Source organism: Devosia sp. SL43, assembly GCF_021729885.1.
In the GTDB taxonomy this organism is placed as follows: domain Bacteria; phylum Pseudomonadota; class Alphaproteobacteria; order Rhizobiales; family Devosiaceae; genus Devosia.
This window is the reverse complement of the sequence record NZ_CP063401.1, coordinates 2,274,884-2,290,715: the sequence shown is the minus strand read 5'-3', so window position 1 is coordinate 2,290,715 and position 15,832 is coordinate 2,274,884. Positions and strand designations below refer to the sequence as shown.

At 63.0% G+C, this 15,832-nt stretch carries 22 protein-coding genes; 9 read left to right on the top strand and 13 right to left on the bottom strand.

Annotation, left to right across the window (positions count from 1 at the left end):
- Positions 1-52: 52 nt before the first annotated feature.
- Positions 53-1,501 (bottom strand): argininosuccinate lyase, encoded by a 1,449-nt coding sequence (argH, locus tag IM737_RS11200; RefSeq protein WP_236893969.1) that lies wholly within the window; start codon positions 1,499-1,501, stop codon positions 53-55.
- 24 nt (positions 1,502-1,525) lie between these two features.
- Between argH and IM737_RS11195 the strand changes: the two genes are divergently transcribed.
- Entirely contained in the window at positions 1,526-2,179 is a 654-nt protein-coding gene (locus tag IM737_RS11195) for a TlpA disulfide reductase family protein (RefSeq protein ID WP_236899911.1), read from the top strand.
- Here IM737_RS11195 and IM737_RS11190 read toward each other — a convergent pair.
- Together IM737_RS11190 and IM737_RS11185 are read right to left on the bottom strand one after the other, a co-directional pair.
- A complete protein-coding gene (locus IM737_RS11190) occupies positions 2,176-2,397 on the bottom strand; it encodes a hypothetical protein (RefSeq protein WP_236893968.1) in 222 nt (73 codons plus the stop codon). The genes IM737_RS11195 and IM737_RS11190 overlap by 4 nt on opposite strands.
- A gap of 17 nt (positions 2,398-2,414) precedes the next feature.
- Positions 2,415-2,597 (bottom strand): putative motility protein, encoded by a 183-nt coding sequence (locus IM737_RS11185; RefSeq protein ID WP_236893967.1) that lies wholly within the window; start codon positions 2,595-2,597, stop codon positions 2,415-2,417.
- Between the two features lie 218 nt (positions 2,598-2,815).
- Between IM737_RS11185 and IM737_RS11180 the strand changes: the two genes are divergently transcribed.
- Complete coding sequence (locus IM737_RS11180) at positions 2,816-3,958, top strand: GGDEF domain-containing protein (protein WP_236893966.1); 1,143 nt, start codon at positions 2,816-2,818, stop codon at positions 3,956-3,958.
- A gap of 96 nt (positions 3,959-4,054) precedes the next feature.
- Positions 4,055-4,543: a hypothetical protein gene (locus tag IM737_RS11175; RefSeq protein ID WP_236893965.1), complete on the top strand. Its 489-nt coding sequence runs from the start codon at positions 4,055-4,057 to the stop codon at positions 4,541-4,543.
- A 69-nt stretch (positions 4,544-4,612) separates the two neighbouring features.
- Here the strand turns inward: IM737_RS11175 and IM737_RS11170 are convergent, their stop codons facing one another.
- The 3 genes from IM737_RS11170 to IM737_RS11160 are packed head-to-tail and all read right to left on the bottom strand — an operon-like array spanning position 4,613 to position 6,332.
- Positions 4,613-5,209: a cob(I)yrinic acid a,c-diamide adenosyltransferase gene (locus IM737_RS11170; RefSeq protein ID WP_236893964.1), complete on the bottom strand. Its 597-nt coding sequence runs from the start codon at positions 5,207-5,209 to the stop codon at positions 4,613-4,615.
- Between the two features lie 8 nt (positions 5,210-5,217).
- Positions 5,218-5,421 (bottom strand): twin transmembrane helix small protein, encoded by a 204-nt coding sequence (locus IM737_RS11165; RefSeq protein ID WP_236893963.1) that lies wholly within the window; start codon positions 5,419-5,421, stop codon positions 5,218-5,220.
- Between the two features lie 20 nt (positions 5,422-5,441).
- Positions 5,442-6,332: a LysR family transcriptional regulator gene (locus tag IM737_RS11160; protein WP_236893962.1), complete on the bottom strand. Its 891-nt coding sequence runs from the start codon at positions 6,330-6,332 to the stop codon at positions 5,442-5,444.
- Between the two features lie 85 nt (positions 6,333-6,417).
- On the opposite strand from IM737_RS11160, the gene IM737_RS11155 reads away from it, so the two are divergent.
- A complete protein-coding gene (locus IM737_RS11155) occupies positions 6,418-7,365 on the top strand; it encodes an NAD-dependent epimerase/dehydratase family protein (protein ID WP_236893961.1) in 948 nt (315 codons plus the stop codon).
- Here IM737_RS11155 and gluQRS read toward each other — a convergent pair.
- Positions 7,362-8,219: a tRNA glutamyl-Q(34) synthetase GluQRS gene (gluQRS, locus tag IM737_RS11150; protein ID WP_236893960.1), complete on the bottom strand. Its 858-nt coding sequence runs from the start codon at positions 8,217-8,219 to the stop codon at positions 7,362-7,364. The two genes, IM737_RS11155 and gluQRS, sit on opposite strands and share 4 nt — an antisense overlap.
- Here gluQRS and IM737_RS11145 point away from each other — a divergent pair.
- From IM737_RS11145 to IM737_RS11125, 5 genes are all read left to right on the top strand, one after another.
- Positions 8,204-8,893, top strand: coding sequence for a DNA-3-methyladenine glycosylase family protein (locus IM737_RS11145; RefSeq protein WP_236893959.1), 690 nt, complete (start codon positions 8,204-8,206; stop codon positions 8,891-8,893). The genes gluQRS and IM737_RS11145 overlap by 16 nt on opposite strands.
- Positions 8,890-9,549 carry an alpha/beta hydrolase gene (locus IM737_RS11140; protein WP_236893958.1) on the top strand — a complete coding sequence of 220 codons (660 nt, stop codon included), beginning with the start codon at positions 8,890-8,892 and terminating at the stop codon, positions 9,547-9,549. The genes IM737_RS11145 and IM737_RS11140 overlap by 4 nt, the downstream gene beginning before the upstream one ends.
- Positions 9,550-9,639: 90 nt before the next feature.
- A complete protein-coding gene (locus tag IM737_RS11135; protein ID WP_236893957.1) occupies positions 9,640-10,197 on the top strand; it encodes an HNH endonuclease in 558 nt (185 codons plus the stop codon).
- 57 nt (positions 10,198-10,254) lie between these two features.
- Positions 10,255-10,527, top strand: a complete 273-nt coding sequence (locus IM737_RS11130) for a type II toxin-antitoxin system ParD family antitoxin (RefSeq protein ID WP_236893956.1) — start codon at positions 10,255-10,257, stop codon at positions 10,525-10,527.
- Positions 10,496-10,816 (top strand): type II toxin-antitoxin system RelE/ParE family toxin, encoded by a 321-nt coding sequence (locus tag IM737_RS11125; RefSeq protein WP_236893955.1) that lies wholly within the window; start codon positions 10,496-10,498, stop codon positions 10,814-10,816. Before IM737_RS11130 ends, IM737_RS11125 begins: the two co-directional genes overlap by 32 nt.
- A gap of 1 nt (position 10,817) precedes the next feature.
- On the opposite strand, the gene IM737_RS11120 is transcribed toward IM737_RS11125, so the two are convergent.
- From IM737_RS11120 to IM737_RS11095, 6 genes are all read right to left on the bottom strand, one after another.
- A complete protein-coding gene (locus tag IM737_RS11120) occupies positions 10,818-11,327 on the bottom strand; it encodes a disulfide bond formation protein B (protein ID WP_236893954.1) in 510 nt (169 codons plus the stop codon).
- 81 nt (positions 11,328-11,408) lie between these two features.
- Positions 11,409-12,236: a DUF72 domain-containing protein gene (locus IM737_RS11115; protein ID WP_236893953.1), complete on the bottom strand. Its 828-nt coding sequence runs from the start codon at positions 12,234-12,236 to the stop codon at positions 11,409-11,411.
- Between the two features lie 96 nt (positions 12,237-12,332).
- The gene (locus tag IM737_RS11110; protein ID WP_236893952.1) at positions 12,333-13,070 is read right to left on the bottom strand and encodes an ABC transporter ATP-binding protein; all 738 of its coding nucleotides are present in this window, start codon (positions 13,068-13,070) and stop codon (positions 12,333-12,335) included.
- On the bottom strand, positions 13,067-13,909 hold the full coding sequence (locus tag IM737_RS11105) for an ABC transporter ATP-binding protein (RefSeq protein ID WP_236893951.1): 843 nt from the start codon (positions 13,907-13,909) through the stop codon (positions 13,067-13,069). Before IM737_RS11105 ends, IM737_RS11110 begins: the two co-directional genes overlap by 4 nt.
- Positions 13,896-14,798, bottom strand: a complete 903-nt coding sequence (locus IM737_RS11100; RefSeq protein WP_236893950.1) for an ABC transporter permease — start codon at positions 14,796-14,798, stop codon at positions 13,896-13,898. Before IM737_RS11100 ends, IM737_RS11105 begins: the two co-directional genes overlap by 14 nt.
- Entirely contained in the window at positions 14,795-15,823 is a 1,029-nt protein-coding gene (locus tag IM737_RS11095) for an ABC transporter permease (protein ID WP_236893949.1), read from the bottom strand. Before IM737_RS11095 ends, IM737_RS11100 begins: the two co-directional genes overlap by 4 nt.
- Positions 15,824-15,832: the final 9 nt, after the last annotated feature.

Sequence of the window (15,832 nt, the reverse complement as noted above, 5' to 3'; positions counted from 1 at the left end):
AGCGCGTGTCCAAATCAGCAAGGGGTGCCAATACGGTATGCCTCAGCAAGTTTTATTCAACCCCGCCATCGCCATGGCCGCCATGCTTCTTCTTGCCCAGCGGCCGTGGCTCATGTGGCTGGCCGGTGAGTTCGGTTTTCCACCGGGCGGCCTGAACAAGCACATTGGCCGGTGCCGTGCCGCCATAGCTCTGGCGGGCAGCCACCGAAGCCTCGACCGTCAGCACCTTGTGGATGCGGCTGTCGATCCGCTGGTCTATGAACTTGAAGTCCTCGATAGTCAGCCCTTCCAGCCCGCAGCCCTTCTGTTCGGCCAGCGCCACGATCTGCCCGGTAATGTGATGGGCGTCGCGGAAGGGAATGTTGACCTGCCGCACCAGCCAGTCGGCGATATCGGTTGCCGTCGAGAAACCGGCCGCCGCCGAGACCCGCATGCGCTCGCGATTGGGCACCATGTCGCTGACCATGCCGGTCATCGCCGCCAACGACAGGCTGAGCGAATCCAGCGCGTCGAAGGCGACTTCCTTGTCTTCCTGCATGTCCTTGGAATAGGCCAGCGGCAGGCCCTTCATCACCACCAGCAAGGCGGTCAGCGCGCCCAGGATGCGGCCGATCTTGGCGCGCACCAGCTCGGCGGCATCCGGATTGCGCTTCTGCGGCATGATCGAGGAGCCGGTGGTGAACTTGTCGCTCAGCCGCACGAAGCCGAACTGGGCGGAGGACCAGATCACCATTTCCTCGGCAAGGCGCGACAGATGCATGGCGCAGATCGAGGCGGCGGCCAGTGTTTCGAGGATGAAGTCGCGGTCGGAGACGGCGTCGAGGCTATTGGCCGTCGGCCGGTCAAAGCCCAGTTTTTCCGCCGTCATGTGCCGGTCGATCGGGTAGGGCGTGCCGGCAAGGGCCGCCGAGCCCAAAGGCGATTCATTGAGGCGCTTCCTCGCATCGAGCAGCCGGCCGGCATCGCGGCCAAGCATTTCGACATAGGCCAGCAGGTGATGGCCAAACGTCACCGGCTGGGCACTCTGCAGGTGGGTGAAGCCGGGCATGATGGTCTCGGCTTCGTCCTCGGCCTTGGTGACCAAAGCCAGTTGCAGAGTGTTCACCTGCACCACCAGCGTATCGATGGTGTCGCGGACATAGAGCTTGAAATCGGTCGCCACCTGGTCGTTGCGCGAGCGGGCGGTGTGCAGTCGGCCGGCAGCATCGCCGATCTTTTCGCGCAGCCGGCTTTCGACATTCATGTGAATGTCTTCCAGTGCCCGCGAGAACGTGAAACTGCCGCCCTCGATTTCCGCCAGCACCTCGGTTAGACCGGCAATGATGCTGTCGCGATCTTCCCCTGTCAGAATGCCCGTCTCGGCGAGCATGGTGGCGTGGGCGATCGAGCCGGCAATATCCTGGCGGAACAGGCGCTGGTCGAAACCGATCGAGGCGTTGATTTCTTCCATGATGGCGTCGGGGCCGGTGGCGAAGCGGCCGCCCCACATCTTGTTGCTCATTTCCGGAGACCTCAATTGACCGATATGCAAGCGCCACGCCCGGGAGCGACGAGCCGGGTCCGGCTGTGGGTCATCCTGGGCTTGACGGGATTGGCGGTAGCTATAGCCGCGTGGGTCTGGCTCGGCAATGCCGGGCAGGCGCGCGAATGCCCAGTGCAGGCAGAAGACGCGGCGGCCATCGGCGATGCGGCGGTGGGGGAGCTGGCGGCGCTCAACGGCACCGGGGAAGGGCGCGGTTACGCGACCCTGGCGTTCAAGGACGCCGCCGGCACGGCCATGACCATTGCCGATTTCAAGGGCAAGGCCTTGCTGGTCAATTTCTGGGCCAGCTGGTGCATGCCCTGCCGCGAGGAAATGCCCGCGCTCGATGCGCTGGCGACCAAGTATAATTCCGATGCCTTCATGGTCCTTCCCATCAATCTCGACATAGGCGAGGGCGGACTCGAGAAGGCGCAGGACTTCCTCGACGAAAACAGCTTCGCCAACCTGCCGCTCTATGCCGACAATACCTTTGCGGCCTTCGATCGGCTCAAGCAGCAGGCGGTGGCGGTGGGCCTGCCGGCGACACTGGTGCTGGACGAAAACGGTTGCGAGTTGGCGGTTCTGCAGGGACCGGCCCACTGGGACACGCCCGATGGCGAGGCGGTGATCGAGAAATTACTGGAACTGGGCGCCTAGATCAGGCGATCGACCACGGCGCCAGAGCTGACGACGGTGGCATCAGCCTCGCCCGTCGGGCTCAGATCGGCGGCCTTGGCCTGCTCGTCTTCAAGCGCGACCTGAAGGTCCATGCGCAATTCGGCGACCTTGCCCAGTAGCGCGCCGGCTGGCGTGCCCTGGCGGTCGGCGATGCGGTTGATCATGACAGCTGGGCCGATTCCGAGAGCATTGCTCAATCGTGGTCTCCCTTCGTTCAGGCCTGCTTGTCGACCCGAAGGCCTTGTCCCGGCGGGGGTGCCGAGAGGGCGGTCTGCATCAGGGAATTGAGCAGGTCCGACTGCATCTCGTGGGCCTTCTTGAACACGGCGACCTGCACGCTGTTCTGCAGCTTGGCCGAGTTCATCGTGAGCATCTGCATCGAGAGATCGGTGTTCATTCCGGACCTCCTTTCGCTTGATGTCCAAGACCAAAACTATCAACGAGACGTAAACAAAGCCTTGGCCAATCGTGGCAACTTTATGAAACTTGGCTGCTTCCGGCCGTTTACCGGCCATTAACGGCGACGGTCAGTGTTGGTGCCATGACCACCGTGTTTTCACGCATCCCTTACGATTGTCCTGCCAGATGGGCCAAACCAGCTGCCCTCGGAACCCCATGCTGCTACAGGAACTGTTTCTCGCTCTGATCCATGGCGTCAGCCTGCTGGCGCTGTTGGCGATCAGCTTCGGCATGGTCGAGCGGCAGGACTGGCCGCGGCCGGTGCGGTCATTGGTGCAGGGCGCAATCTTCGGGCTCGGCGCCATCATCGCCATGATGGCCCCTGCGCACATCGGCACCGGCGTGATGGTGGATGCCCGCGCAATCATCATTGGTTTTGCCGCCGCTTTCGGTGGCTGGCCGGCGGCCCTGATCGCTGTGGCGATCGGTGGTGGCTACCGGCTGTGGCTGGGCGGTATGGGCGCATTTCCCGGCGCAGCCGGCATCGCTGTCGCCGCCTTGCTCGGTCTGGGCTGGCGCTATTTCCTGCGCCCGCGCACCCGGATCAAGGCGCGCCACCTGGTGGTGCTGGGCCTCGTCATCTCCTGTTACCTGTTGAGCGGCATCGTCCTGGGCTATGCGAGCATGTGGTCGCTGCTCAGCATGATCGCGCCCTATATGGTTTCGGCTTCGGTCTTCGCCTCGGTCCTGCTCGGGCTGTTCGTCGATCGCGAGCTGAACCAGATTGACCGCGAAGAAAGCTGGAAGGCGCGTGCCCTCACCGATCCGCTGACGGGCCTGCCCAATCGACGCGCCTTCGAGCGTGGTATTGCCGGCCTGCGTCCGGATGATAAAGACGCCGCCTTGCTGATCCTTGATCTCGACCACTTCAAGGTGGTCAACGACACCTATGGCCACGCGGCTGGCGATTATGTGCTGCAGCAAGTTTCGATGATCCTGCGCGCCAATATGCGCAACCGCGACCTCGCCTCACGGCTGGGCGGCGAGGAGCTGGCGGTGCTGCTGCCCGATACGGATTCGTTCAAGGCGCAGCAGATTGCCGAGCGGCTGCGGGCGGCTGTCGAAGCACTGACCATTCATTGGGAGGGTCGGGATATCGCCATCACTGCCAGCATCGGCGTCGCCGTGGCGTCGGGCGCTCTGCCGGCTGAGCAGCTGTTCGTGCAGGCCGATGCGGCGCTCTATGCCGCCAAGCGCGGCGGTCGCAATCGCGTCGTTTCGTCGGGCGAAATGCTGCTGCGGCCATCGATGGGCATCGGCTCGGTGCAAATGGCGGTGCCGCCCTCACGCGCCGCCTAGCAGCGTCGTGCCCATCGTCGGCCGTTTGCAACCTTTTCATTTACGCTTTCTAAGGCCGAAGTCAGGCAAGCCATTTCCGAACACGGAGGTTCATTGATGCCCGCAGCGAAGCAAGTCGCGTTTGGCAAGAGGGGTGCGAGTCCGGCAGCGCCAGCGCCGGTTTCGGCGCGTGGCACGGCTTTTCCCGTGGTGGCGGTGCTTGTTGCTGGATTTGCAATCGCGCTGATCGGAGGAGCGTTGATCCTTACTCGATCGCCAGGGGTCCCGCCGGTTTCGACCACCGCAGATGCCGTGTCCTCGGGCGGGTACCTGCTAACCGGCATTTGGGCAGCTAACGGCCAATCTTGCGACGCGGCGAAAATGAAGATCCAGTTTGACGGCTCCAACATCAGCAGCGTGTCAATCCTCGGCACGTTGCCCATCGGCCCATATACGGTCAGCGGCAGCAATCCTGTGACGTTGACCTTTTCCAACGGTGATCACATCGTTTGGGATGCCAGCAACGAGGGCAGGCTTGTTCCAATCTCTATTGTTCCAAAGCAGGAGAAGGACAACTTTGAAATGATGCATCTCACCCGTTGCTGAATGACTTGGAAGTCAGGGTCCGCGGGACCTGCCGGAGACGAGCTGCGGTCTGTAGCGCTGGCAGGGTTCTTATCCACCCTTCTTCACATCACCGTTGTTGCCCGGCACCCAGAGCACGTCCTTGGTGCCATTGCCATTGGCGACGCGTGCCAGCACGAATAACAGGTCGGATAGCCGGTTGAGATAGCGCACGGCTTCCGGATTTGTGTCGGGCTCGGCCGCCGTCAGTTCCACCGTGATGCGTTCGGCGCGGCGGGTGACGGTGCGCGCGACATGCAAAGCCGCGGCCAGTGGGCTGCCGCCCGGCAGAACGAAGCTGGTCAGCGGCGCCAGGCCCGCATTGAACTGGTCGATCTGCTTTTCCAGCGCTTCGGTCTGCACCGGGCGAACGCGCAGCGACGGATATTCGGCGGCCGGATCGTCGGCGCCCGGTGTGGCCAGATCGGAACCGACATCGAAGAGGTCGTTCTGGATCCGGCTCAGGATCATGTCGACCTTGGGCATCGAGCCAGTATGCAGCCGGGCCTGGCCGATGGTGGCATTGGCCTCGTCCACCGTGCCATAGGCCTCGACCCGCAGGTCGAATTTGGGCCGGCGGGGGCCGCGCACCAGGCCCGTCGTGCCGTCGTCACCGGTCTTGGTGTAGATGCGGTTGAGCTTGACCATGGCGCCGATCAGCCCCTGCCGCCGCTGCCGAAGAAGAACAGGGCGCCCATCAGCAGCACCAGCGCAACCGCCTGACCGATGACACGCAGGCGCATCAGCTTCTGGCTGGTATTGCCCGGGCCGCCCTTGAGCATGTTCCACAGGCCCATGCCCAGCACCACGACAACAAAGAGCAGGGCAAGGGCGATGGCGATATTGAGGGCGGTCTGCATGGGATTCCCCGTAGAGGTTGCTAGCCCTCTATATACGAACTCAGCCCCTCGGACAGTGCGTCATAGATGGCACGAATCCGGTGGGACGTGAACAATTCCCTGTGTGTGGTGAGCCACACCTGCAGCGGAGGAATCGAGAGATCGATCGGCAAAGCCACCATGCCGGGCGCGTGCTTCACCAGGCTCGCCTGGGCAAAACCGATGCCCAGTCCGGCGCGCATCAGCTCCCACAATTGGGTCTGGTCATCGGAGCGAATGGTGAAATGCTCGCGCCGCAGCGGCAGGCCCAACTTCTGCGCATGGGCGATGATGAGATCAGAGCGGTCGAGCCCGATCAAGTCATGGCCGAACAGGTCGTTGACGCTGGCCGGCGTCCCGCGCCTGTCGAGATAGCGCTGATGCGCCGCCGGTACGATATCCAGGTCGCCCAGATGCTTGGTCACCAGTTCGAGCTGCGTCGGCCTGAACATACGGATGGCGATGTCGGCCTCGCGCAGCAGCAGGTTCTCGGCTGAGTCCGAGGGCACGGTCTCGATAGCGATGTTGGGGTAGCGCTCGCGGATCGGCACGAGCAGGCCAGGCAGCACATAGTTGGACATGACGGTGCTGGCGGTGATCCGAACCGTACCGCCGTAATCGGCCTGCGCGCCCTCGGCCATGATGGCGGCCTCGGCCAACGAAGCCTGGGCTTGGGCGACAGGTTCGTAAAGCCGCAGGGCTGTCGTATTGGGCTTGAGGCCGTTGAGCGTGCGCTCGAACAGGGTCAGGCCCAGGTCGTATTCCAGGGTTTCGATATGCCGCCCGACCGTCGGCTGGCTGATTCCCAGCTCTCGGGCAGCTGCTGACAGCGAGCCATTGGCGACCACGGCCGAAAAACTGCGCCATAGCGCCCAATCAGGTTCTCTATTCATTATTGAATGGTCAACCTCCGAACTCTTGGGCTGTCGCCACGCTAGTGAATGGATGATGTTGTGTCCATCGACAATGGAGAGCGACATGAGCAAGGGTAACGTCACGGTTCTGGGGATCAACGGCCATATCGGCCATCACGCAGCGCAAGCCTTCCAGCATGCTGGGTTTTCGGTGACGGGTTTTGGCCGCACTAACCGCCACCCGATCGCGGGGATTAAGTTCATCCAGGGCGATGCCGCCAGCCTCGATGACATCAAGGCGGCCATCACCGACGCCGACATCGTCGTCAACGCGCTGAACCTGCCCTATGACAAATGGGACAAGGGCCGCGCCGAGGCCCAGCTTGCCACGGTCATCGCCGCCATGGGCGATAGCGGCAAGACATTGATGTTCCCGGGCAATATCTACAACTATTCGGCCAGCGACCGTCGTATCTCGCCATCGACGCCACAGCGCCCGCAAACCCCGCGCGGCGCTATCCGGGTCAGGCAGGAAGAGATGCTGGCGGCGGCCTCGAAAGCCGGCAAGTTCCAGACCATCATCATCCGCGCGGGCGACTTCTATGCCCCCAACAATACCGGCGACTGGTACGACCAGGCCATGATGATGGAAGCCCGCAAGGGCAAGATCTACCACATGGCCGATCTAAAGCTCGGTCACGCCTGGGCCTACCTGCCCGATCTGGGTCGCGCCTTTGCCGTGTTGGGTGAAAAGCGTGGTGAGTTCGGCAGCTTCGAGAATTTCCACTTCTCCGGGCACTATGTCACCCACGGCGCGCTGATGGATGCCGTCGTCAAGGCATCGCCAGTGCCACTCAAGGTGGCGCCGCTGCCGTGGATTTTCCTCCAGGCCATGGGTTTGGCCAATGGCGTGCTGCGCGAGGTGGTGAAGATGCGCTACCTCTGGAACAGCGCCATGGAACTGGTCGATCCTCGGCTCGATTCGATCCTGGGGCCGGATTTCGGCACGCCGTTCGAGGTGGCGGTAGCGGCCACCGTGCAGCCGTTTCTCGCGCAGAAGGCCGCAGCTTAGGGTCCGACGGCCCGCCTGACATCGTCAGGCGTCCACCCCTTGGCCCGCAGGTCTGCCAGGCTTTCCGATCCCTTGGACTTGGCCAGTTTGCGGCCCTCATCATCCAGGATCAACCGGTGGAAATGGTAGATCGGCGAGGGCAGGCTGAGCAGCATCTGCAGCAGGACATGGATATCGGTCGCGGCCTCCATGTCGCGGCCGCGCGTCACGTGGGTTATGCCCTGCGCCGCGTCATCGACCACCACGCTGAGGTGATAACTGGTCGGCGTGCCTTTGCGCTGCAGCACCACATCACCCCAACGCTCCGGCCGGGCGTAGCGAATCTGCGGGCGGTCGGTGACAACAGGTCCGACCACAGTGAAGGTCAGCATGCCGACCCGCGCCTTGGCCGCTTCGATATCGAGCCGGAACTGCACGGGATCGCCGCGTTGCAGCCGCTCGATCTGCTCGCCGCGATGCAGATGCTTGCAGGTGCCCGGGTAGAGCGGCGCGCCGTCCGGGTCGGTGCCGTCGGCTGCCGCAGCGATCTCGGCGCGGGAGCAGAAGCAGGGGTAGAGCAAATTCAGGTGCCGTAGCCTGTTACCGGCCCGGGCATAGATATCGAAACGGTCCGACTGCACCATCACCGGCTCAGGCCAGTTCAGGCCCAGCCAATGCAGGTCCTCATAGATGCCGTCGACAAATTCGGGTTTACAGCGCTCGGTGTCGATGTCTTCGATCCGCAGCAGCGCCGTGCCGCCAAGTTGCGCGGCGGCGCGCCAGGTCAGCACTGCCGAATAGGCATGCCCTAGATGCAGCCGGCCATTGGGGCTGGGGGCGAAACGAAGGATGGGTTTGGATGAATTCTGCGGCACCAGGGCTTCCTAACACGAGCCAGCTTGCGCCGTCACCGCGGCTCGACACCGTCGGCACGATCGCCAGCCATATCGAGGCGCTGGTCGGCATCGATCCGCGCCTTGCTGCTGTGCGCGGCTTTGCCGGCGAGGTGCAGCCGCGCGTCAACCCACCCGGTTTTGTTGGTATCGCCAAGGTCATTTGCGGCCAGCAATTGTCGGTGGCCAGCGCCCGGGCAATCTGGAGCCGGTTCGAACTGCTGTCGGGCGCGCTGGATCCCGTGACCTACCTCTCACTGAGCGAAGAAGCGGTTCGAGCCACCGGGTTTTCCGGTGGCAAGTTCCGCACGGTGCGGGCCATTGCCGAGGCCGTGGTGGCGGGAACGCTGGATTTCGATCATCTCGAAACCCTTTCTGCCGAGGAGGCCGTGGCCTATCTCGTCGCCCACAAGGGCATCGGTCCCTGGACCGCCGAGGTCTATCTCATGTTCTGCGCGCAACATCCGGACGTGTTTCCGGCTGGTGACCTGGCGCTGCTCAAGGCGGTACAGCATGGTCTCGGGCTTGACGCTCGGCCAACCATCAGGGAGATGATCGCCATCGCTGCTGGCTGGGCGCCCCATCGCTCGGCGGCGGCCTTGTTGTTCTGGCGCTATTTCGCCGTCATGCGCGACCGGGAAGGAATTCTTCTGTGACCAAGCTATCGGGCCCCATGTTGCCGCCCGCCTCTGGTGGCGAACCCAGGCAGGCCGTAATCCTGCTGCATGGCTATGGCTCCGATGGTGCCGACCTCATTGGGCTGGCGCCGCATTGGCAGGATGTGCTGCCCGATGCAGTGTTCATCTCGCCCAATGCGCCGGAGCAATGCCGGCAGCTGGCCTCCGGCTTCCAGTGGTTCGATGTCAGCTTTGACGGCGACCGGTTGGCGAGCCGCCAGATGGGGGTGCTCAAGGCGCGACCCGTGCTGGTGGAATTTCTCGACGATCTGTGGAGCCAAACCGGCGTCACGCCCGAAAACACTCTTCTGGCCGGCTTCAGCCAGGGCGCGATGATGGCGCTGCATGTGGGCCTGTCGCTGCCGCAACGGCTGATGGGCATCATCGCATTTTCCGGGGCCTTCGTGCCACCGGAAGGTTTTGGCTCGACAGCCTTCGCACAACCGCCGGTCTGCCTGATCCACGGCGACATGGACCAGGTGGTCGATCCAGACCTCAGCGCCGATGCCGAACTGGCTTTGCGACTGGCGGGCTGTGACGTGAGCTATCACGTCAGCGAAGGTGTCGGGCACGGCATAGCCCCAGATGGCCTCGATTTCGCGACGCAATTCATCGCTCGCGTTGCAGGTAAATAATCCCGCAGCTCCCCGCTTCACAGCCGTGACACAAACGGCTTAGTATAAGGGAGCTATGGACTTACTCGATTCCCGTTCCGGGAGACTCAAGTGACCATCCACGTGTCGCCTGAGGCCTGTCCCGCGCTTGTGCTGAACGCCGATTTCAGGCCGCTCAGCTATTACCCTCTGTCGCTCTGGTCTTGGCAGGATGCGATCAAGGCGGTGTGCCTGGATCGGGTGAACATTGTCTCGCAATATGACACGGTCATCCACTCGCCCAGCTTCGAGATGAAGCTGCCCAGCGTGGTCTCGCTCAAGGACTATGTGAAGCCGGCGCGGCATCCCGCCTTTACCCGCTTCAACGTGTTCCTGCGCGACCGCTTCCAGTGCCAGTATTGCGGCAGCAAGGACGATCTGACCTTCGACCACGTCATTCCCCGCTCCAAGGGTGGTCAGACCACCTGGGAAAACGTCGTCGCGGCCTGCGCGCCATGCAACCTGCGCAAGGCCAACCGGATGCCGAGCGAAATCCGCATGTTCCCGCACCAGGCGCCCTATCATCCGACGGTGCATGACCTGCACAATAACGGCCGCGCCTTCCCCCCCAACCACCTGCACCAGAGCTGGCTGGATTATTTGTACTGGGACATCGAGCTGGAGCCGTAGGACTTGCCGAAGGGGTGGCCAATAACTATTATTGGATTGTCCTCTGGGAGCACGGCCATGGCCATCAGCGCGGAACTGGGTGAAAATCTAGAAAAGGTCGTAGCGGATCTCGTCGAGAACGGCCGCTACAATTCCAAGAGCGAAGTGTTGCGCGAAGGCGTCCGGCTGGTTCAGGAGCGCGAGGCGCAGTTCAAGGCACTTGAGGCCAAGCTACAAGCCGGTATGGATGATATTGCAGCAGGCCGCGTGTCTCCGGCCGATGAGGTGTTCGATCGCATCAGAGACCGGATAGCAGAGGTTGCCGCGCGAAAAGCGTCCAAGGCGTCGTAATGCAGTCGCGCTTTCAGCATTTGCCGAAGCTGACTTGCTTGATATTGCGCTTTACATTGCGGAGGACAACCCGGATCGGGCTCTCAGCTTTGCGGATGAACTGCAAGAGGCCTGCAACGGCCTAGCGGATCGGCCTCTGCGCTTTCCGTTGCTGCCCGGATTTGAGACAAGCGCCCTGCGTCGGCGTGTCCACGGCCGCTATTCCATTATCTACCGCATCGATGCTGACACTATCCAAGTTCTGCGTGTCGTATCGAATGCGATGGACCTTAGTACGGTGCTTGGCTGAATTAGCCCCGCTTGCCCCGCCCCATCTGCGCCAGGATCGACACCCCCAGCAGCACCACGATCGCCAGCGACACCAGCGCGTTATACCCCGCCAGCGAAATGCCCAGGAACCTGAACTGCACCACGTCGCAGCCGATGACGGGGGTGAGGTTGTTGAGGTCGTCGAAGTTCATCCCGCCGCCAACGCCGGTGCAGGCGGTGGGGCCCGGCCAGAAGCCCCATTCGACGCCGGCATGGAAGGCGCCCATATAGGTGCCCCAGACGAAGATGGCGGTCACGATGGCCATGGCGATATACCAGACCGCCAGCGGCAGACGGTTCCAGGTGATCAGGACCACCAGCAGAATGGGCAGGCCGTAGTAGTAAGCCAGGCGCTGTTCGAGGCAGAGCTCGCAGGGCTGCAGCCCGCCAAACACCTGCGATCCCAGGGCGCCGAGGATGGTCGCCAGTCCGAGCACAAAAGCGAGCCCCGCCGATTTCTTGTCGAGCGGGTGGAGGATCGATGCGGCCATGCTGGGGACTTTCGGTGACGCTGAAGTGATGGGTGGATAGACCGCGATTGCGGCGATTTCCAGCGGGAAACAGGCTTGTGATCAGTCGTCGGGCAAGGCAATGCCGAGCGCCTGGCGCAAGGCGATGGCATTGGCCGGGGCGTGCAGTTTGTCCTCGTGCACGAAGTAGGCAAAGACGTCCTTGCCTGCATCGGTCCAGGCTTTGACGGTACCGGCCCAGTCAGCGATATCGGCCGCTTTGTAGCCCTCGGCGTCACCGCGAGCAGGCCCTTGCAGGCGGCAATATGCGAAGTCGGCTGTCAGCGCGCGTGCCGGGTTTTCGGCGGTGTCGGCGATGACGCGGGCAACATTGTGCTCGGCAAGCAGCGCATTGACCTCAGGCACATCGAAACTGGCATTGCGCATTTCGATGGCGTGCCGGATCGCGCCGACGCCGTTAGTGGCGAGATAGGGCGTGGACTTCAGCCGCTCGTCGGCCTTGCCAGCAAGCGCCACATAGTCCGCCGTCGTCTTGGGCAGCAGCGCCAGGAAGGCGCTCAGCACATCCCTGTTGTAGCTGGTATTGGGCGGCAGCTGCCACACGAACGGCCCGAGTTTGGCACCCAACGCCAATGGGCCCGAGGCAAAGAAGTTGGCCAGCTCCTGTTCGCAGTTCTTGAGCCGCTTGATATGGGTGACCAACTGCGGACCCTTGATCGAGAAGACGAAGCCGGTACGGGCCTCGCCGGCCCATTTGGCAAAGCTTTCCGGCTTCTGGTTAGCGCGGAAGGTGGCATTGATCTCGATCGTACCGAGGCGCGAGCTGGCATAGGCCAGCTCCTTTTTCTGCACCAGGCCCTCGGGAAAAAACACACCGCGCCAGGGCTCATAGACCCACCCCGCCGTTCCGGTGCGCGCAATCCCCACCATGCCTGCCTCCGCCATCATCTGTCCTCAGTTGATAGCGGATAGTGCGGCGCCTGCCCATGGGGTCGTTGCCGGCAGGTGCCAAGCCAGGTTTTTCGCCTATACGAAGCTCGCTTCGAAGAGCTGACGCGAATAGTCGTGATTGGTGCGGCCGGTCTGCAGCGCCAACCTGTCCAGCTCGTCGACGAATACCCCATCCTTCATCACCAGCACGCGGTCGCACATATGGGCGATGACGGCGAGGTCGTGGCTGACCAGTACATAGGTCAGGTTTCGTTGCTCGCGCAGGTCTGACAGTAGGTTCAAAACTTCGGCTTGAACCGACACATCCAGAGCCGAAGTGGGCTCGTCCAGCAACAGGATTTGCGGCTGAAGCGTCAGGGCCCGGGCAATGGCCACACGTTGACGCTGTCCGCCGGATAGCTCGTGCGGGAATCGCTCGGCAAATGCGGCGGGCAGACCGACAAGCTCGAGCGCTGGCCCGACGCCGCTCCAGCCATCGCCGGTCTTCATGGCGCGCGGGGGCTCGGCCAAGACGCGGGCGATCCGATGGCGGGGATGGATCGAGCCATACGGGTCCTGGAAGACCATTTGTGCCAACAGCAGCTGGTCGCGTGTGCGATCGCGATCTACCGGTTGGCCCGCCAGGCCAATCTCGCCGTCCCAATGGCGGTCCAGCCCGGCCAGCGAGCGCAGGACGGTCGACTTGCCACATCCCGATTCACCGACAATGCCCAGAGTCTCGCCTTTGGCGACGGAGAAGGACACGCCCTTGACCACCTGCCGGCGGGCATCGCCGCGGCCGAACGAAACCGACAGGTTGCTGACCGTAATCATGCCGGAGTCTCCAGGGCGTCGATGGTGCGGCGATCCAAGGTCTGCAGTCGGCGTACCGGGTTGCGCGGATCGGGCATGGCGGCAACTAGCCCGCGCGTATAAGGATGCTGAGCATCTTCGAGCCGTGTCAGTGTCTCGACCACCTTGCCCTTGTACATCACCAGGATGCGCTGGCAGAAGGCGGCGACCATGCGGATGTCGTGGCTGATCAGCATGAGACCGGAATTGTTCTCGCGCACCAACTCGTCGAGCAGCTTCAGCACATCGCCGCGCACGCTGACGTCGAGCGCCGAGGTCGGCTCGTCCGCCACCACCAGGCGTGGCCTGGCCAGCAGCATCATGGCGATCATGACGCGCTGCCCCATGCCGCCGGAAATCTGGTGCGGATAGAGGCCCATGACGCGCTCGACATCAGCGATGCGGACCCGTGCCAGCATGTCGGCCGCCTTGATCTGGGCCTCGCGCTTGCCGATGCGCTGGTGCAGCAGAGCGGCTTCGGCCACCTGCTTGCCCACGGGTAGAACCGGGTTCAGCGAATAGCGCGGGTCCTGCATGATCAGTGCCATGCGGTTGCCCCGCAGTCCGCGCATGTCGCGCTCGGAGCGTGCCAGCAAGGGCACGCCGTCGAAGTCGAGTTGTTCGGCCTCGACATGGGCGACCGCAGGCAGCAGTCGCATGATGGCGCGGCCCAGGGTGGATTTCCCCGATCCGGACTCGCCCACAATGCCGAGGCGTTCGGTGCCAAGGTCGAAACTGACCCTGTCGACAGCGCGGACGCCGGAGCGACCGAAGCGAACCGACAGGTCGCGCACGCGGAGCACGGAATCAGGAGCGGACATGGCGGGGATCCAGAACGTCGCGTAGCGCATCGCCGACGAGGTTGAAGGCAAGGCTGGTCAGGAGGATGGCGATGCCGGGCATGACGGCGACCCACCAGTTATCGAGCATGAACTGGCGGCCGCTCGAAATCATTGCGCCCCATTCCGGTGCCGGTGGCTGTGCACCCAGGCCGAGAAACCCCAGCGAGGCCGCGGTGAGGATGATGCCGGCCATGTTGAGCGTCAGGCGCACAACCACCGAGGGTATGCACATTGGCGCGATGTAGAGCAGCAGCAGCCGCAGCGGCGAGGCGCCATAGAGGCGGGCAGCTGCGACATAGTCGGTATTGCGCACGATCAGCGTTTCCGCGCGGGCGAGCCGGGCGATCGGCGGCCACCCGGTGAGCGAGATTGCGATGATGGCCGTCTCAAGCCCGGCACCCAGCGCAGCGGCAAAGGCCAGAGCCAGGATCAGCGAGGGAAACGACAGCACGATATCGGTGAAGCGCATCAGGATGGCATCGGTGCGCCCGCCCACAAAGCCGGCGACGATGCCGATTATCATGCCGGCGGGGCCCACGATGAAGGACACCGACAGCACGGTCTGGATGGTGATGCGGGTGCCATAGATGAGGCGCGAAAGGATATCGCGGCCGAATTCGTCGGTGCCGGCCCAGTGTTGCCAACTTGGCGCCTGCAGCGCATTGGGCAGGTTCTGCACGGTGGGGCTATAGGGCGCGATCCATGGGGCGAGGATCGCCACCACGACCAGGATGGTCAGCACGAGAACACCGAACAGGCCCACTGGCTCGCGCGACAGCTTGCCAAGCGCATTGCTGAAGCTGCGCGTCAGGCGTGTGAGAACGAGGGTCGACTTGCCCGGCTGCGGCACAGCACTGGTCGTGTTCATACAGTCACCTCACGGGTGCGTGGATCGAGCACGATGTAGGCCAGATCGGAGATAAAATTGAGGATCATAAAGATCAGGCCAATGATGAGCGTGCCGGCAACCACGGCGTTCATGTCGCCAATCATCAGCGCATTGGTCATGTACTGGCCGATGCCGGGCCAGGAAAACACTACCTCGGTGACGACGGCGCCTTCGAGCAGCCCACCATAGGAAATGGCCAGCACCGTCACCAATTGCACGGCGATATTGGGCAGCAGGTGCCCTGTGACGATCCGCCAGTTTGAGGCACCCTTGGCGCGGGCGGCGATCACATAATCCTGGTTCAGCTGTTCAAGGGTGAAGCTGCGCGTCATTCGGGTGATGTAGGCCATGGCCGAATAGGCCAGGATACAGGCCGGCAAGATGACGTGGTTGACCGCATTCCAGAACACCTCGGTGTCGCCAGCCAACAGGCTGTCGATCAGCAACAGGCCGGTCCGGGGTTCGACCAGGCCCTCGAGATATATATCGATGCGACCCGGTCCGCCGACCCATTGCAGCGTCGCGTAGAAGATGACGAGGCCCACAATGCCGAACCAGAAGACCGGGATGGAGTGACCGATCAGCGAGATGACGCGGGCAAACTGGTCGAACCAGCTGTCGCGGAAGAAAGCGGCGGTCATGCCCAGCGGCACACCGATGGCGGTCGACAGGATGATGGCAAGCGTTGCCAGTTCCAGTGTGGCCGGGAAGGCCCGGCCCAGGTCGAGCAGCACCGGATTGCCGGTGAGAATCGCCGTGCCCAGATCGCCTTGCAGCAGCGACCCCAGATAGACGAAGAACTGCTGATAGAGCGGCAGATCCAGGCCAAGGCGCTGCCGCATGGCCGCGTAGGTCGCGGGATCGGCAAGTTCACCGACGATGGCGCCCACCGGATCGGTCGGCAATACGCGGCCGATCACGAAGGTAACGACAAGCAGCAGGAACAAGCTGACGAGCAACTGCCCCACACGCTTGCCCAGTTCTGTGAAAGTGAATTCCTTCATGATCGGCCG